The organism is Micromonospora sp. WMMD980 (genome assembly GCF_029626035.1).
Lineage (GTDB): Bacteria > Actinomycetota > Actinomycetes > Mycobacteriales > Micromonosporaceae > Micromonospora.
This window is the reverse complement of the sequence record NZ_JARUBE010000003.1, coordinates 182,334-198,471: the sequence shown is the minus strand read 5'-3', so window position 1 is coordinate 198,471 and position 16,138 is coordinate 182,334. Positions and strand designations below refer to the sequence as shown.

Below are 16,138 nucleotides of genomic sequence, written 5' to 3'. Positions count from 1 at the left end.
CGGATCGGGGTGGACCGGCGGCCCATCCCCGATGCGCCGGCCGCCCCGCCGGACCTAGGGTTCTCGCCATGGCTTCGCTCCGAACGGGTCGTGCGGTGATGGCCGCGACCGCCGCCGCCACGCTCATCGTGCTCGCCGGGTGTGACACCCTGTCGTTCCGCCGGCTCGACTACGACCAGACCGAACGCGCGAAGGTCACCCGGATCACCGTGGACGACGGCGGCTCGGGCGACGTGGTGATCCGGGGCAACGGTCCCGCCGACCAGGTGAAGATCAAGCGCACGGTTCGTTACCAGGGCGGCGAGCCGGAGAGCCGCTACGAGCTCAAGGGCGACGAGTTGGTGCTGCCCACCGACTGCGGCCACCGGTGCAGCATCTCCTGGGAGGTGACCGCGCCCAAGGGCGTGGCGGTGCGCGGCGGCACCGGCTCGGGCAACGTCGACCTCACCGACGTGGGCGTCGTGGAGTTCACGCTCAGCTCGGGCGACCTCACCATCAACGGGGCGACCGGCGAGGTGCGCGCCGACACCACGTCGGGCAACATCCGGCTGGTCGAGGTGGCCGGACCGGTCCGGCTGCGCGCCAAGTCCGGCGACATCGAGGCCCGCCGGCTCGCCTCCACGGTCGACGCGGAGGCCACCTCGGGCAACCTCACCGTCGAACTGGACCAGCCCGCCCCGGCCCGACTGCACGCCACCAGCGGAAACGTCGACCTGGTCGTGCCGGACGGCCGCTACCGGGTGCGGGCCGACGCCAGGTCCGGCGACACCGACGTGCGGGTGACGAACGATCCGGGCGCGTCCCTGCTGCTCGACATCTCGGCCACCAGCGGCAACGTCACCGTCACCGGTCGCTGAGCGGCCGCCGCTCAGTCGCCGGCGTGCTCCGGCTCGGCGACCCGGTCGGCGGCCGGGTCGTCGCGTTCGCGGCGCGGCGCCGGCACCCGGGCCCCGGCCCCGACCAACCCGCCCGCCGCGCCGGCCGGGGCCGGGCTGGCCGGCGCGGTCGCCGCCCGGTCGGCCGCGGACCGTCGCGGCCTGCCCGGCACCAGTTCCGGGGTACGCCGGGCGGCCACGTCCTCGACCCAGCCGACCAGCAACGTCACCACCCCGACGAGCGCGAAGACCAGGACCACCCGCAGCCACAGGCCGACCGGGTCGGTGGTCGACCAGCCCACCAGGCCCACCAGCGGGGTGAGCGCCACCACGAACGGCATGTGCCACAGGTAGATCGTCAACGCCCGCCGATTCACCACGGTCACCGCCCGGCCGAGCACCGGAACGCGGTCGACCCAGGCCACGCCGGCCGGCGCCCGACCGATCGCCACCAGGATGAACGCCGTCGCCCAGAGCGCGTTGCCCAGCGGGATGTCGTTGATGTCGTAGCCGCGCGGGCCGGGGTGGGTGACGATCCAGGCCAGCCCGGCCGCGCCCACCACCGCGGCGAGCGGCAGCAGCACCCGGTGACGCGTTCGGCGCAGCAGCCCGTCGTGGTGGGCGAACCCGAGCAGCCAGGCGCCGAAGTAGAGACCGAACTCGCGCAGCACCGTCGGCGGGTTCTGCAGGATCCCGAACTCGATCGTGGCGAGCAGCGCGTACGGGGCGGCGAGCGTGGGCAGCGGCGCCCGGCGGAACAGCCAGAGCGCCGGCGGCGAGGCGAGCACGAACCAGAGGTAGTCGCGCAGGTACCAGATCGGGCTGAGCGCCAGCCCGCCCCAGTAGTTGGCCGGCGGGTCACTGATCGGGAGGAGCCAGAGCAGCACCTTCGGGCTGAACGGCAGCCCGGTGAGCAGCATCGCCGGCACGAAGACCGCGGCGAGCACCCAGAGCGAGGGCAGCAGCCGCCGCAGCCGGCGCCCGACCGCACGCACCCCGCTGCGGTCCAGCGACGCGGCCATCAGCGACCCGGCCAACGCGAACATCACCGCCATCGCCGGGAACACCAGCGTGAGCGAGGCGTAACCGGTGACGTGGTAGGTGACGACGCGCAGGATGGCCAGGAAGCGAAGCAGGTCGAGGTAGCGGTTTCGCATCAGCTCGCAGCAGGGCTCGGGGGCAGAGGCACAGGGTCCTACCCTGCTCCGGCAAGCTGTGAAACGTGTAAGGACGCCCGGTCGAGGTGAGATGCCCCATAATCCTGGCTGAAGCTGACCTCAGAAGCCGAGCTTGCGCAGCTGCTTCGGGTCGCGTTGCCAGTCCTTCGCCACCCGGACGTGCAGGTCCAGATAGACCCGGGTGCCGAGCAGCTCCTCGATCTGCCGGCGCGCCGTACTGCCCACGTGCTTGAGTCGACTGCCTCGGTGACCGATCACGATCGCCTTCTGACTCGGCCGCTCCACGTAGAGATCCGCATAGATCTTCGTGAGGTTGCCCTCCGGGATCATCTCCTCCACCACCACCGCGATGGAGTGGGGCAGCTCGTCCCGGACCCCCTCCAACGCCGCCTCCCGGACCAGCTCGGCGACCAGCACCTGCTCCGGGTCGTCGGTGAGCATGTCGTCCGGGTAGAGCTGCGGCGACTCGGGGAGGTAGTCGGTCATCACGTCGACGAGCGTGTCGACCTGGTGACCGGAGACCGCGCTCACCGGCACGACCGCCGCGAACTCGGCCAGCTCGCTCACCGCGAGCAACTGCTCGGCCAGCCGCTTCTTGTCCACCAGGTCGGTCTTGGTGACCACGGCCAGCACGGTGGCCTTGAGGCTGGACAGCTCGCCGGTGATGAACCGGTCGCCCCGGCCGATCGGCTCGTTCGCCGGGACGCAGAGCCCGATCACGTCGACCTCGCTCCAGGTCTCCCGGACCAGGTCGTTGAGGCGCTCGCCGAGCAGCGTGCGGGGCCGGTGCAGGCCGGGCGTGTCGACCAGCACGAGCTGCGACTCCGGCCGGTGCAGTACCGCCCGGATGATGTGCCGGGTGGTCTGCGGCTTGCTCGACGTGATCGCGATCTTGGTGCCGACGATCGCGTTGGTCAGCGTCGACTTGCCGGCGTTCGGCCGCCCGACGAAACAGGCGAAGCCGGCCCGATAGGGACGCAGCTCGGGCGTGGTCACTCGATCACCGTGCCGAGCACGGCGCCGTCCGGCGCGGCCACGTGGATCGGCGCGTCCGCGGAGAGGTCACGCACCGCGGCGTGCCCCGCCCCGTCGAGCGTCGACGCCTCCGTCACCACCACCGCGGCCTCCAGCCGGCTCGCGCCGGCGGCCACCGCCGAGGCCACCGCCAACTGGAGCGCGGTCAGGGTCAGCGACGGCAGCGCGACGCTCGCCGCCGCGTACGTCCGGCCGTCCTGGTCGCGGACCGCCGCGCCCTCCACGGCCGCCACCCGGCCCCGGGCGCCCCGGGCCAGCACGACGAGCTTGCCGTCCTCCGCGCTCAGCTCGGCCGGATCGGCGGGGGTGGGCAGGGCGGCCGGCACGGCGGCTGACTCAGGCATCGGCGGGTTGCCTCTCCTCGGAACGGTTGGGGTTGCCCCGGGACTCGGCCGGCCCCACGCCCTCCGGCGCGGAACCCGGCCCGGCCCGGCTCACCAGGACGGTGTCGATCCGGTTGCGCCGGCCGGTGGTGCCCTCGGCGACCAGGCTCAGACCGGCCACCTCGGCCCCGGAGCCGGGGATCGGCACCCGGCCGAGCGCCTGGGCGAGCAGGCCACCGACCGTCTCCACCTCGTCGGTGGGCAGCTCGGTGTCGAACAGCTCGCCCAGATTCTCCACCGGCAGCCGGGCGGTCACCCGCACGGAGCCGTCCGGCAGGTGCTCCACCGGCGGGCGTTCGACATCGTACTCGTCGGTGATCTCACCGACGATCTCCTCCAGGATGTCCTCGATGGTGACCAGGCCGCCGGTGCCGCCGTACTCGTCGACCACGATGACCAGGTGGTTGCGGGCCGCCTGCATCTCGGAGAGCAGGTCGTCCACCGGCTTCGACTCCGGCACGAACGTCGCCGGGCGCATCAGCTCGGCCACCGGCATCTGCCGCGCCCCCCGGTCGCCCTGGGTGCGCCGGATCAGATCCTTCAGGTAGAGCACCCCGAGCACGTCGTCGACGTTCTCGCCGATCACCGGGATGCGGGAGAACCCGGAGCGCAGGAAGAGCGCCAGCGCCTGGGCCAGCGTCTTGCGCTCCTCGATCCAGACCATCTCGGTGCGCGGCACCATCACCTCCCGGGCGATGGTCTCGCCGAGCGCGAAGACCGAGTGGATCATCTGGCGTTCGCCGTGCTCCACCACCCCACGCTGCTCGGCCAGGTCGACCAGCTCGCGCAGCTCGACCTGGGTGGCGAACGGCCCCTCGCGGAAGCCCTTGCCCGGCGTGACCGCGTTGCCGATCAGGATCAGCAGCGACGCCAGCGGGTTGAGCGCCCGGCCCAGCCAACGCACCAGCGGCGCGACCGCGCGGCCGACCGCGTACGCGTGCTGCCGGCCCAGCGTGCGCGGCGCGACACCGACCACCACGAAGCTCACCACCGTCATCGCCCCGGCGGTCACCAGCGCCGCCCGCCAGCCGGCGCCGAACGTGTCGACCGCCACCAGCGCCACCAGCGTGGTCGCGGTCAGCTCGGCCAGCAGGCGGAGCAGCAGCAGCAGGTTGAGGTGGCGGACCACGTCGCCGGCGACCGCCTGGAGGGCCCGCGCGCCGCGCGCACCGTCGCGGGCCAACTCGGCGGCCCGCGCCGGGGACACCGCGGCCAGCGCCGCCTCGGTCATCGCGATCAGGCCGGCGAGTACCACCAGCCCGGCCCCGAAGAACAGCAGCTGGAAATCGGGCAGGCCGGCCGGGGCGCCGGCCGCGAGAGAAACCATCACCGCGACCGGGTCGACCGCCAGCTGGCCAGCAGCCGGGCCTGGAGACCGAACATCTCCCGCTCCTCCTCGGGCTCGGCGTGGTCGTAGCCGAGCAGGTGCAGCACGCCGTGCACGGTGAGCAGGTGCAGCTCGTCGGCCGAGGAGTGCCCGGCGGTGGCCGCCTGCTTGGCCGCCACCTCCGGGCAGAGCACGATGTCGCCGAGCAGGGCCGGCTCGCCGCCGGCCGGGGCGCTCTCGCCCGGGCCGTGGTCGACGCTGCCCTCGTCCATGGGGAAGGCGAGCACGTCGGTCGGGCCGTCGCCGCCCATCCAGCGGTGGTTCAGCTCCGACATGTATTCGATGTCGACAAGCAGCACGGACAGCTCGGCGAGGGGGTTGACCCCCATCTCGTCGAGGGCGTGCCGGGCGACGGCGAGCACGGCGTCGGTGTCGACGTCGGCACCGGACTCGTTGGCGATCTCGATGGACAACTGTCTTCCTCTGGTGGGTTAGCGGCGCCGGCCGGCCCGGCCGCCCTGGGCGGGGCGCCCCGGCACGGCGTGCACACTCTGCGCCTGCTGGTTCTCCCGCTCGGCGTCCCAGCGGGCGTACGCGTCGACGATCTCGCCCACCAGCTTGTGGCGAACCACGTCCGAGCTGGAGAGCTGGGCGAAGTGCACGTCCTCGACGTTGTTCAGGATTTCCCGGACCACCCGCAGGCCGCTGCTCGTCCCGCCAGGAAGGTCCACCTGGGTGATGTCGCCGGTGACCACGATCTTCGAGTTGAAGCCGAGCCGGGTGAGGAACATCTTCATCTGCTCGGGCGTGGTGTTCTGCGCCTCGTCCAGGATGATGAACGCGTCGTTCAGAGTGTTGTGGGTGACCAGGAAGTCGTCGGTGACGTAGAGCGAATCCTCCGCCGCGACCTGGATGCACATCGTCTCCTGCACCCCGGCCGGGACGATCGAGTCGATGAACCGCATCGGCCGGCCGCCGCCGTGCTCGTCGTAGAGCCGGCGCTTGCGCGACAGGCGGAACGGCGCGACACCGGCCGGAAGACGGATCTCCACGACGTAGGCGTCGGAACGGTAGGGAACCGGACAGCCCTTCGCCAGGCCGGGCTTGCGGCCCTCGGCCGGGCGGACCCGCGCCGTGGCCACCCCACCGAGCGACTCGACCAGGTGGACCACGTCGTCGCACAGTCGAGCCGACGTGCTCGTGTACTGCACGCGGCAGGTGCGTCCGGCCTGGGTGACCGGCCCGCCGCCGGTGTCCAGCAGCCCTTGCAGGACCGCGAGCCGGACGCCGACGCTGTTGTTCAGGTAGACCTCGGGGACGAACTTCGTGCCCGACTTCGCTCCGGCCAAGCCCAACTCGCGGACGGCCGCCGTCACCGGGTTGACCACGATCACACCGCCGCGACGCCCGTTGACGTGCCGGAGGACGTAGTCGTAGTCGCCCTTGCGGACCAGTTGGATGTCGACGAGCGCCTCCTCCAGCGCCGTCGCCAGCTCCGGGTCGGAGGTGGAGAAGGCCGGCGTGGTGCGGCACGAGATCGCGCCGTCGCCGAGGAGCAGCCCGAGCGCGTACGGGTCGAGCGGCACCACCCGCGGCTCCATCTGCACCGGCGCGACGAGTGGCAGCTCGTAGCGGCGGGTGTGCCCCCGCCACTCCTTGCCGATCATCTCCTGCGTCTCGATCGTGCGCCGCCGGCCACGACGCTTGTCGTCAGGCGTGGCGACGGTCCACAGGTGCTCGCCGCAGCAGAGCGTGGACGCGCCGTCCTGGGTGGTGACCCGGTAGACAGGCTTCGGGCCCTGCGGGTAGATGCCGATCACCGGCGTGGGCGTCCCGTTCGAGCCGATGACCAGATCACCGACCTGGAGCGAGCCGAACGGCCGGAAGCCCTCCGGGGTCAGCACCCGGGCGTCGTACGGCTGCGCTCTTCCGCGCATATATGCCAGCGGCGCCACCTCGATGGTGCCGGCGGCCATCAGCTTCGGGATGGACTCCGGGTCGAGCATGTCGTGCAGCGCGTCGTAGAGCGGGCGCAGGTAGGGGTCGATCTTCTCGTTCAGGGTGCCGGGCAGGAAGCCCAGCCGCTCGCCCGCCTCGACCGCCGGCCGGGTCAGGATGATCCGGTTGACCTGCTTGGCCTGGAGCGCCTGGACGGCCTTCGCCATGGCCAGGTAGGTCTTGCCGGTGCCGGCCGGGCCGATGCCGAAGACGATGGTGTGCGAGTCGATCGCGTCGACGTAGCGCTTCTGCCCGAGCGTCTTGGGACGGATGGTGCGGCCGCGCCGGGAGAGGATGTTGAGCGTCAGGACCTCGGCGGGCCGCTCGGCGCCGCCCTGTTCGAGCATGCCGACGGTACGCCGCACGGCGTCTGTGGTCAGGGTCTCGCCTTTCTCGATCAACTCGAGGAGCTCACTGAAGAGGCGCTCGGCGAGGGCGTTGTCGGCGGGCGCACCGGTGATGGTGATCTCGTTGCCGCGCACGTGGACGTCGCTGGTGACCGAGCGTTCGACGAGTCGCAGGATCTCGTCACCCGCGCCGAGCAGATTCACCATGATCTTCGGGTCGGAGACCGTGATCCTGGTCTGTGCCCGGGGCGGGCCGGGAGGTGGGGTGCCGGTCATAGGTCGGGCCGTGGGGCCCTGCGCCACCTGCTCTCCGATCTCGGCGCCGGGCCCTGCTGGCGCGGCGTGCGGTAGCTCCCATCGTATCGGGTCGGCACCGTGAGCACCGCGCCCATTTTTCCGGCGCCCGGCGCTCAGCCACCGGCCCGGAAGTCGTAGCCGTCGAACGCCTCCTGCCGCCGGGTGAAGCGGTAGGTCGCCCAGTGCATCCGGACCACCACCCCGCGCTCGTCCCGGGTGAGCCGGAGCAGCTCGCCCACCTCCCGCCCGGAGACCGTGCGGAACACATCCGGCCGCTCCGGCAGCGGCGCGAACACCGCCGGCGGCTTGCCGGCCGGATCGTCCGCGCCGCGGGCCCGCAGCGCTCCGTCGTGCCAGGAGAAGACCTGCTCGAAGCCCTCGCCCCACCAGCGGCCCAGCATGCCGCGCAGATGCGCCGGGGCGGGCGGCCCGGGCCGCCACGGCTCGATCTCGGCCGGGTCGTGCTCGGCGGCGGCGGCGAGCAGCGCGTGGGGCAGGTCGAGCACCTCCACCCCGGCGCCGGACGAGCCGAGCACCGCGCAGCCCATGGCACCGGCCGTGCCCTCCCCGCCGCGCCGGCCGTAGACGGCGGCCAGGAAGCCGGGCATCGCGCCGTCGTGCCCCACGTGGGTCACCCGGTCCGCCTGCGGCACCAGGATCAGCCCGAGGCCGAAACCGGCCGACCAGAGCGCCTCGTCGGTGGTGGTGAGCGGCCAGCGCATCTCCTCGACGGTCGCCGGGGCGAGCACCGCGCCGGCCGGGTCGAGCGCGGCCGGGTCGGCCAGGAACGCCGCCCAGCGGGCCATGTCCGGCGCGGTGCTCCAGAGCTGGGCGGCCGGCGCCACCGCGCCGAAGTCGGTGGGTGGTTCCGGGTGCGCCTCGTCGGAGTAGGCGTCGACCAGGTGACCGGTGGCGTCCCGCGCCCCCGGCCCGGTGGCGGTGGCGGTCAGCCCGAGCGGGGCGAGCGCCCGGTCGGCGAGCACCTCGGCCCAGCTACCGCCGCGCCGCCGCGCGACCAGCTCGCCGAGCAGCGCCACGCCCAGGTTGGAGTAGTGGAAGCGGCGGCCGGTGGGCAGCACCCGCTCCGCCCGGGCCAGGTCGGCCAGCAGTTCGTCGACAGCCGGGGCCCGCAGGCTGTCCCACACGTCGCCGTGCGGCTCGCGTTGCAGGCCGGCGGTGTGCGACAGCAGCCGGCGTACGGTCAGCTCGCCGTGCGCGGGCAGGTCGAGGTGCCGCCCGACCGGGTCGTCCAGGTCGAGCAGCCCGTCGTCGCGGCACTGCATGACCAGCACCGCGGTGAAGGTCTTGGTGACCGAGCCGATCCGGAAGACGGTGTCCGCGTCGAGCGGGGTGTCGTTGCCGGTGCCGCCCACCGCGCAGGTCCAGAGCGGCCGGTCCGCCCGGTGCAGGGCCGCCGACACGGCCGGCACGCGCCCCTTGGCCTGGGTCTGCCGCACCATCCGGCCGAGCCGGTCGGAGATCGAGGTCACCGGTCAGCGGCAGAGCATCGGGCCCAGCGGCGCCCCGCCGAGCAGGTGGGCGTGCACGTGGAAGACCTCCTGGCCGCCGTACGGGCCGGTGTTGAACATGAGCCGGAACCCGTCCACCGTCAGGCCCTCCTCCTCGGCCACCAGCGCGGCGGTGTTGAGCAGCTCACCGGCGAGCGTCGGATCGCCCTGCGCCAGGGTGGCCACGTCCGCGTAGTGCTCCTTCGGGATCACCAGCACGTGGATGGGCGCCTTCGGGTCGATGTCCCGGAAGGCCAGCGTGGTGGCGGACTCGCGGACGATGGTGGCCGGGATCTCCCCGGCGACGATCCGGCAGAACAGGCAGTCGACTCCCATCGCAGCAGTGTAAGGAACATGCGGCAGGATGGCCGGCATGGCGGGACGGGCGGTGCTGGTGACGGGAGCCTCGCGGGGCATCGGGCGGGCGGTGGCGCGGGCCTTCGCGGCCGGCGGGGACCGGGTCGCGATCCACCACCGGGACTCCGCCGACCTGGCCGAGGCGCTCCGCGCCGAACTGCCCGGCGACGGGCACGTGGTGGTCCGCGCCGACCTGGCCGACCCGGACGCGGTCCGGGCCGTGGTGGACTCCGCGGCCGGGCTGCTCGGCGGGCTCGACGTGCTGGTCAACAACGCCGGCGTGTTCGGGCCGGCCGACCCGCCGCACCCGGTCTTCGGCAGCAGCTACGAGCAGTGGCGGGCGCGCTGGCGGGAGGTGCTCGACACCAACCTGGTCGGCGCGGCGAACGCGTCCTGGTGCGCCGCCCAGCACATGCGGGAGCGGGGCGGCCGGATCGTCAACGTCTCCTCGCGGGGCGCGTTCCGGGGCGAGCCGGCCAACCCGGCGTACGGGGCCAGCAAGGCGGGGATGAACGCGATGGCACAGTCGCTCGCGGTGGCCCTGGCGCCGTACGGGATCGGGGTGGCCTGCGTGGCCCCGGGCTTCGTGGAGACCGACATGACCAACGAGCACCTCAAGAGCGAGCGCGGCGAGGCGGTGCGGGCGCAGTCGCCGTTCGGTCGGGTGGCCCGGCCGGAGGAGATCGCGGCGGCGGTGCACTGGCTGGCCAGCCCGGAGGCGGAGTGGGCCGCCGGCACCATCGTCGACCTGAACGGCGCCTCCTACCTGCGGAGCTGACGCGTCGAAACCGGGTGACGGGGTAGATACCCCGGGTATGGCCGACACCGAGCTGCTGGACATCGCCGCCGACTACCGCGTGGTCGACGGGCACGACGACGATCCCGTGCTGCTGCGGCCGGACGGCAGCCCGGTCGAGACGTGGCGGGACGACTACCCCTACGAGCAGCGTCTCGACCGCGACGAGTACGACCACCACAAGCGGCTGCTGCAGATCGAGCTGCTCAAGCTCCAGGACTGGGTCAAGGAGACCGGCGAGCGGCTGGTGATCCTCTTCGAGGGCCGCGACGCCGCCGGCAAGGGCGGCACCATCAAGCGGTTCATGGAGCACCTCAACCCGCGCGGCGCGAGCGTGGTCGCCCTGGTCAAGCCGGACGAGCGGGAGGCCGGCCAGTGGTACTTCCAGCGCTGGCTGGCGCACCTGCCGACCGCCGGCGAGATGGTGCTGTTCGACCGGTCCTGGTACAACCGGGCCGGGGTGGAACGGGTGATGGGCTTCTGTTCGCGTACCGAATATCTGGAGTTCCTGCGGCAGGCCCCGGACCTGGAGCGGATGCTGGTGCGCTCCGGGATCCGGATGGTCAAGTTCTGGTTCTCGGTGTCGCGCAACGAGCAGCGCACCCGGTTCGTGGTGCGCAAGGTGGACCCGGTCCGGCAGTGGAAGCTGTCCCCGATGGACCTGGCCTCACTCGACCGCTGGGACGAGTACACCGAGGCCAAGGAGGCGATGTTCTTCTGGACCGACACCGCCGACGCGCCGTGGACGGTGGTGAAGAGCAACGACAAGAAGCGGGCCCGGCTGGAGGCGATCCGGCACGTGCTGCACCGGTTCGACTACGACGGCAAGGACGTCGACGTGGTCGGCACGCCCGACCCGCTGATCATCGGCCCGGCGGGCCTGGACCTGGGCCCCGAGGAGCCGCCGGTGCCGATCTTCCCGCGCCCCTGAGTCACCAGCGACCGAGGCGGGCGGCGAGCACGCTGAGCGCGGCCACCCCGGCGGTCGAGGTGCGCAGCACGGACGGCCCGAGCCGGACGCTGCGAGCGCCCGCCTCGCGGAACGCGGCCAGCTCCTCGTCGGCGATGCCGCCCTCCGGGCCGACCACCAGGACGATCTCGCCCGTCGGCGGCAGCTCGGCCGCGGTCAGCCGCTCGGCGGCCTCCTCGTGCAGCACGAACGTCGCGGCGGCGCCGGCGATCCGCCGAGCCACCGTGGCGGTGGACTCGTCCGGGGCGCCGGCCACCACCGGCAGCCACGGGCGGCGGGCCTGCTTGGCGGCCTCCCGGGCGGTGAAGGCCCACTTCTCCCGGGCCCGTACGCCCCGGTCGCCGCGCCACTGCGCCACCGAGCGGGCCGCCGCCCAGGGGACGATCTCGTCCACCCCGACCTCGGTCATCGCCTGCACGGCCAGCTCGCCCCGGTCGCCCTTGGCGATCCCCTGCACCACGACCAGCCGGGGGACGCACGCGTCGGCGTACCCCCGGTCGGTGATCCGCAGGTCGAGGGCGCCCCGGCCGACGGCGGTGACCACCGCGGCGGCGGTGCCGCCCCGGCCGTCGGCGAGCAGCAGCTCCTGGCCGACGCGCAGCCGCTGCACGGTGGCCGCGTGATGCCCCTCCGGGCCGTCCAGCGTCACCGTGTCACCGGTGGGCAGCGCCTCGACCAGGAACAGCGGCGCCGACACGTCAGGCGTGCCCGTTGAAGGCGTCACGCATCCGGGAGAAGAAGCCGCCCTGCTTGGTCAGCTCGGCGACCTCCTCGCCCCGGGTCTTGGCGAAGTCGCGCAGCATCCGCTCCTGGTCGGCGTCGAGTTTGGTCGGGGTGCGCACGTCCAGGTGGACGTAGAGGTCGCCCCGACCGGTGCCGCGCAGGTGCGGCACGCCGCGGGCGCGCAGCCGCAGCGTGCTGCCGGGCTGGGTGCCCGGCTTGACGTCGACGACCTCCTCGCTGTCGAGCGTCTTGATGGTCAGCCGGGTGCCGAGCGCGGCGGCGGTCATCGGCACGGTGACCCGGCAGTGCAGGTCGTCGCCCTTGCGGGAGTAGACGTCGTGGGTCCGTTCGTGGATCTCGACGTAGAGGTCGCCGGCGGTGCCGCCGCCCGGGCCGACCTCGCCCTGCTGGGCCAGCCGGATCCGCATGCCGTCCTCGACGCCGGCCGGGATCTTGACGGTCAGCGAGCGGCGGGTGCGCACCCGGCCGTCGCCGGCGCAGGTCGGGCAGGGGTGCGGGATCGTGGTGCCGTAGCCCTGGCAGACGGTGCACGGCCGGGCGGAGACCACCTGGCCGAGGAACGTCCGCTGCACCGACTGCACCTCGCCCCGACCACCGCACGCCTCGCAGGTCGCCAGGTGGGTGCCGGCGGCGGTGCCGGCACCGGAGCAGGTGGTGCAGAGCACCGCGGTGTCGACGGTGATCGGCGCCTCGACGCCGAACGCGGTCTCGTTGAGGTCCAGCTCCAGGCGCAGGATCGCGTCGGCGCCCGGCCGGGTGCGCGGCCGGGGACCCCGGCTGCCGCCCGCCGCGCCGCCGAAGAACGCGTCCATGATGTCCTGGAAGCCGACGAACGGGCCGGCGCCGCCCGGGCCACCCGGGCCCGCGCCGCCACCACCCGGGGCGAGCGGGTCACCGCCCAGGTCGACGATCTGCCGCTTCCGGTCGTCCGAGAGGACCTCGTACGCGGCGTTGATGTCCTTGAACTTCTCCTGTGCCTCCGGGTCCGGATTGACGTCCGGGTGGTACTGCCGCGCCAGCTTGCGGTAGGCACGCTTGATGTCGTCGTCGGAGGCGTCCCGGCTCACGCCGAGAATGCCGTAGTAGTCCCTGGCCACTGCGTCTGGTGTCCTCATGTTCGTCTCACGTCCGCGCCGGTCGTCGGCCCTGACTGGTCAGTTCTGGGCCAGCAGCTCGCCCACGTAGCGTGCCACGGCCCTCACCATGGCGATATTGCCGGGGTAGTCCATCCGGGTCGGCCCGAGCACGCCGAGCCCGCCCACGATGGTGGCGCCCGGCCCGTATCCGGTGCTGACCACCGAGGCGGCCCGCAGGTTGTCGATCTCGTTCTCGTCGCCGATGAGCACCCGGGTGGTGTTGCTCGGTTCCGTCTCGCCGATCAGCTTGAGCAGCACGACCTCCTCCTCGAGCGCCTCCAGGATGGGGCGCAGCGAGCCCTGGAAGTCGAGCAGGCCGCCCCGGGTGAGGTTGGCGGTGCCGGCCAGCGCGATCCGTTCCTCGTGCCGTTCGACGAGCGTCTCCAGCAGCACCGTGGAGAGCGTCGTCATGGCCGGCCGCAGGTGCGGCGCGGACTCCTCGACCAGTGCCTGCACCAGCGGCGGCGTCTCGGCGAGCTGGCTGCCGACCAGCTTCTCGTTGACCAGCCGGCGCAGGTCGGTCACGTGCTCGGCGGGGACCGGCCCGGGCAGTTCGACGAGCCGCTGCTCGACCCGCCCGGTGTCGGCGATCATGACGACCATGAGCCGGGTGGTGGAGATCGGCACCAGCTCCAGGTGGCGCACCTTGGACCGGGCCAGGCTGGGATATTGCACCACCGCGACCTGCCGGGTCAGCTGGGCCAGCAGCCGGACCGTGCGGTGCACCACGTCGTCGAGGTCGACCGCGCCGACCAGGAAACGCTCGATCGCCCGGCGCTCGGCCGGGCTGAGCGGCTTGACCCGGGAGAGCCGGTCGACGAAGAGGCGGTAGCCGCGGTCGGTGGGCACCCGGCCGGCACTGGTGTGCGGCTGCCGGATGTAGCCCTCCTCCTCCAGCACCGCCATGTCGTTGCGCACGGTCGCCGGCGAGACGCCGAGCTGGTGCCGCTCGACGAGGGCCTTGCTGCCCACCGGCTCCTGCGTCGAGACGTAGTCCTCGACGATGGCGCGCAGCACGGCGAGCTTGCGGTCGTCGAGACCCATCTCCCCACCTCCTGACGCACCTCGGCCGGGCGACGCGCGGCATCCGCCGGGCGGCTGGCACTCGACTGTAGCGAGTGCCAGTCTACGTCGGCACCCCCGCCGACGCGATGATCAGTGCCGGACCCCCGGTCCGCCCGCCGGTACGGCCCGGCGCGCCGGGGCCGAACAGCCCTGGTGTCGCTTGCTTCCGGGACCTACCGTGACGTGCATGACTGAACCTCCTCGCCCGCCCGGAGCGGGGGATCCCAACCCCCAGCCCGACCCGACCTCGCCGTCGGCCCCCTACGGCTCGTCGCCGACCGACGAGCCCCCCACCGCACCACTGTCCGGGGCTCCGGGCGGAGGCGGCTATCCCCCGCCCGGTGACTATCCGCCCCCGGGCGGCCAACCTCCGGCGGGCGGCTACCCCCCGCCGGGCGGCTACCCTCCCCCGGGCGGCTACCCGCCGCCGGGCGGCGGCGCGCCGGGCTACGGTGCCGGCTACCCCGCCGGCGGCGCCTACGGCCCGGCCGCCTACGCCAACAACGACGAGAAGACCTGGGCCCTGGTCGCGCACTTCGGCGGCGCCGCCGGCGTGATCATCGGTGGTGGCCTCCTCGGTTGGGTCGCCCCGCTGATCGCGCTGATGACCCGGGGGCAGCAGTCGCCGACCGTCCGCGCGCACGCCGTGGCGGCGCTGAACTTCCAGATCACCTGGGCCGTCGCCGGCGTGCTGGCCTGGGTGCTCACGCTCGTCACCTGCGGCATCCTGTTCTTCGTCCCGATGCTCGTCTGGCTGGTGCCGCTGATCTTCGGCATCATCGGCGGCGTCAAGGCGAACGACGGCGTGCTCTACCGCTACCCGATGAGCTACAGCTTCACCAAGTGACCCGGTCCGGTCGGCCGAGGTCCTCGGCCGACCGGACCGGTCAGGGCAGCAGGTCGCGCACGACGGCGTCGGCGAGCAGCCGGCCGCGCAGCGTGAGCACGGCCCGCCCCTCGGCGTACGCGCCGGGGTCGAGCAGCCCGCCGGCCCGGGCCCGTTCGGCGCCGGCGCGGCCGGCGTCGTCCAGCACGTCCAGCGGCAGCCCGGAGGCGAGCCGCAGTCGCAGCATCACGTCCTCCATGTGCCGCTCGTCGCCGGTGAGCCGCTCCCGGGCCAGCGCGGGCGACGCGCCGGCGGCCAGCCGCTCCGCGTACGCCGCCGGGTGCTTGACGTTCCACCAGCGCACCCCGCCGACGTGGCTGTGCGCCCCCGGGCCCAGGCCCCACCAGTCGGCGCCGGTCCAGTAGAGCAGGTTGTGCCGGCAGGCCGCCGCCTCCGACCGGGCCCAGTTCGACACCTCGTACCAGGAGAAGCCGGCCGCGCCCAGCGCCGCCTCCGCGGCCAGGTAGCGATCCGCCGCCACGTCGTCGGAGGGGTACGGCAGTTCGCCCCGGCGCATCCGCGCGGCCAGCCGGGTGCCGTCCTCCACGATCAGGGCGTACGCGCTGACGTGGTCCACCCCGGCGTCGATGACCTGGGCCAGCGAGGCGGCGAAGTCGTCGGCCGTCTCCCCCGGCGTGCCGTAGATCAGGTCCAGGTTCACGTGGTCGAACCCGGCGTCGCGCGCCTCCCGCGCGGCGGCGGTGGCCCGGCCCGCGCCGTGCCGCCGGTCGAGCACCGCGAGCACGCCCGGCGCGGCCGACTGCATGCCCAGCGAGATCCGGGTGTAGCCGGCCGCCCGCAGCGTCTTCAGCGACTCCGGGGTCACCGACTCGGGGTTGGCCTCGGTGGTCACCTCGGCGTCGGCGGCCAGCCCCCAGGTGCGGTCGATGCCGTCGAGGATCCGGGCCAGGTCGTCGGCGGGCAGCAGGGTCGGGGTGCCGCCGCCGACGAAGACGGTGTCCACCCGCGGCGGCGGGGAGTCGCCCAGCACCCGGGCGGCGAGCGCCAGCTCGGCCAGCACGGTGTCGGCGTACGTCTCCCGGCTCGCCCCGCCGCCCAGCTCGGCCGCCGTGTAGGTGTTGAAGTCGCAGTACCCGCAGCGGCTGGCGCAGAACGGGACGTGCACGTAGACCCCGAAGCCGCGCGCGCCGACGGCGCGTCGGGCGGTGTCGGGCAGCGACCCGTCGCGCGGGACGGGTTCGCCTTCTGGAAGGACGCCGGGCATGGCCACTAGTG

Annotated in this window: 15 protein-coding genes and 3 pseudogenes; 4 read left to right on the top strand and 14 right to left on the bottom strand. The window is 73.4% G+C overall.

Annotation, left to right across the window (positions count from 1 at the left end; genetic code table 11):
* Positions 1–68: 68 nt before the first annotated feature.
* The gene (locus O7618_RS01425) at positions 69–857 is read left to right on the top strand and encodes a DUF4097 family beta strand repeat-containing protein (protein ID WP_278104127.1); all 789 of its coding nucleotides are present in this window, start codon (positions 69–71) and stop codon (positions 855–857) included.
* A gap of 11 nt (positions 858–868) precedes the next feature.
* On the opposite strand, the gene O7618_RS01420 is transcribed toward O7618_RS01425, so the two are convergent.
* The 10 genes and pseudogenes from O7618_RS01420 to O7618_RS01375 form a co-directional block, all read right to left on the bottom strand.
* Positions 869–2,032: an acyltransferase gene (locus O7618_RS01420; RefSeq protein WP_278104126.1), complete on the bottom strand. Its 1,164-nt coding sequence runs from the start codon at positions 2,030–2,032 to the stop codon at positions 869–871.
* A gap of 120 nt (positions 2,033–2,152) precedes the next feature.
* Positions 2,153–3,049 (bottom strand): GTPase Era, encoded by an 897-nt coding sequence (gene era / locus O7618_RS01415; RefSeq protein WP_278104125.1) that lies wholly within the window; start codon positions 3,047–3,049, stop codon positions 2,153–2,155.
* On the bottom strand, positions 3,046–3,432 hold the full coding sequence (locus tag O7618_RS01410; protein WP_278104124.1) for a cytidine deaminase: 387 nt from the start codon (positions 3,430–3,432) through the stop codon (positions 3,046–3,048). The genes era and O7618_RS01410 overlap by 4 nt, the downstream gene beginning before the upstream one ends.
* The gene (locus O7618_RS01405) at positions 3,425–4,822 is read right to left on the bottom strand and encodes a hemolysin family protein (protein ID WP_278109872.1); all 1,398 of its coding nucleotides are present in this window, start codon (positions 4,820–4,822) and stop codon (positions 3,425–3,427) included. Before O7618_RS01405 ends, O7618_RS01410 begins: the two co-directional genes overlap by 8 nt.
* Positions 4,798–5,271 (bottom strand): rRNA maturation RNase YbeY, encoded by a 474-nt coding sequence (gene ybeY / locus O7618_RS01400; RefSeq protein ID WP_278104123.1) that lies wholly within the window; start codon positions 5,269–5,271, stop codon positions 4,798–4,800. Before ybeY ends, O7618_RS01405 begins: the two co-directional genes overlap by 25 nt.
* A gap of 18 nt (positions 5,272–5,289) precedes the next feature.
* Positions 5,290–5,652: pseudogene (locus tag O7618_RS01395) on the bottom strand (PhoH family protein); the annotation flags it as partial.
* 264 nt (positions 5,653–5,916) lie between these two features.
* Positions 5,917–6,399, bottom strand: a pseudogene (locus tag O7618_RS01390) (LAGLIDADG family homing endonuclease); the annotation flags it as partial.
* A 324-nt stretch (positions 6,400–6,723) separates the two neighbouring features.
* Positions 6,724–7,419 (bottom strand): annotated as a pseudogene (locus tag O7618_RS01385) (PhoH family protein); the annotation flags it as partial.
* A gap of 134 nt (positions 7,420–7,553) precedes the next feature.
* The gene (locus tag O7618_RS01380; protein WP_278104122.1) at positions 7,554–8,930 is read right to left on the bottom strand and encodes a serine hydrolase domain-containing protein; all 1,377 of its coding nucleotides are present in this window, start codon (positions 8,928–8,930) and stop codon (positions 7,554–7,556) included.
* Between the two features lie 3 nt (positions 8,931–8,933).
* Positions 8,934–9,284 carry a histidine triad nucleotide-binding protein gene (locus tag O7618_RS01375; protein WP_278104121.1) on the bottom strand — a complete coding sequence of 117 codons (351 nt, stop codon included), beginning with the start codon at positions 9,282–9,284 and terminating at the stop codon, positions 8,934–8,936.
* A gap of 37 nt (positions 9,285–9,321) precedes the next feature.
* Between O7618_RS01375 and O7618_RS01370 the strand changes: the two genes are divergently transcribed.
* Positions 9,322–10,083: an SDR family oxidoreductase gene (locus O7618_RS01370; RefSeq protein WP_278104120.1), complete on the top strand. Its 762-nt coding sequence runs from the start codon at positions 9,322–9,324 to the stop codon at positions 10,081–10,083.
* A 37-nt stretch (positions 10,084–10,120) separates the two neighbouring features.
* Positions 10,121–11,032 (top strand): polyphosphate kinase 2, encoded by a 912-nt coding sequence (gene ppk2, locus O7618_RS01365; protein WP_278104119.1) that lies wholly within the window; start codon positions 10,121–10,123, stop codon positions 11,030–11,032.
* Position 11,033: 1 nt separating this feature from the next.
* Here the strand turns inward: ppk2 and O7618_RS01360 are convergent, their stop codons facing one another.
* The 3 genes from O7618_RS01360 to hrcA are packed head-to-tail and all read right to left on the bottom strand — an operon-like array spanning position 11,034 to position 13,995.
* The gene (locus tag O7618_RS01360; RefSeq protein WP_278109871.1) at positions 11,034–11,768 is read right to left on the bottom strand and encodes a 16S rRNA (uracil(1498)-N(3))-methyltransferase; all 735 of its coding nucleotides are present in this window, start codon (positions 11,766–11,768) and stop codon (positions 11,034–11,036) included.
* Between the two features lies 1 nt (position 11,769).
* Positions 11,770–12,912 carry a molecular chaperone DnaJ gene (dnaJ, locus tag O7618_RS01355; RefSeq protein ID WP_175441538.1) on the bottom strand — a complete coding sequence of 381 codons (1,143 nt, stop codon included), beginning with the start codon at positions 12,910–12,912 and terminating at the stop codon, positions 11,770–11,772.
* 57 nt (positions 12,913–12,969) lie between these two features.
* Complete coding sequence (gene hrcA / locus O7618_RS01350; protein WP_278104118.1) at positions 12,970–13,995, bottom strand: heat-inducible transcriptional repressor HrcA; 1,026 nt, start codon at positions 13,993–13,995, stop codon at positions 12,970–12,972.
* A 208-nt stretch (positions 13,996–14,203) separates the two neighbouring features.
* Between hrcA and O7618_RS01345 the strand changes: the two genes are divergently transcribed.
* On the top strand, positions 14,204–14,863 hold the full coding sequence (locus O7618_RS01345) for a DUF4870 domain-containing protein (RefSeq protein WP_278104117.1): 660 nt from the start codon (positions 14,204–14,206) through the stop codon (positions 14,861–14,863).
* Between the two features lie 40 nt (positions 14,864–14,903).
* Here O7618_RS01345 and hemW read toward each other — a convergent pair whose 3' ends face one another.
* Positions 14,904–16,127 carry a radical SAM family heme chaperone HemW gene (gene hemW / locus O7618_RS01340; protein WP_278104116.1) on the bottom strand — a complete coding sequence of 408 codons (1,224 nt, stop codon included), beginning with the start codon at positions 16,125–16,127 and terminating at the stop codon, positions 14,904–14,906.
* Positions 16,128–16,138: the final 11 nt, after the last annotated feature.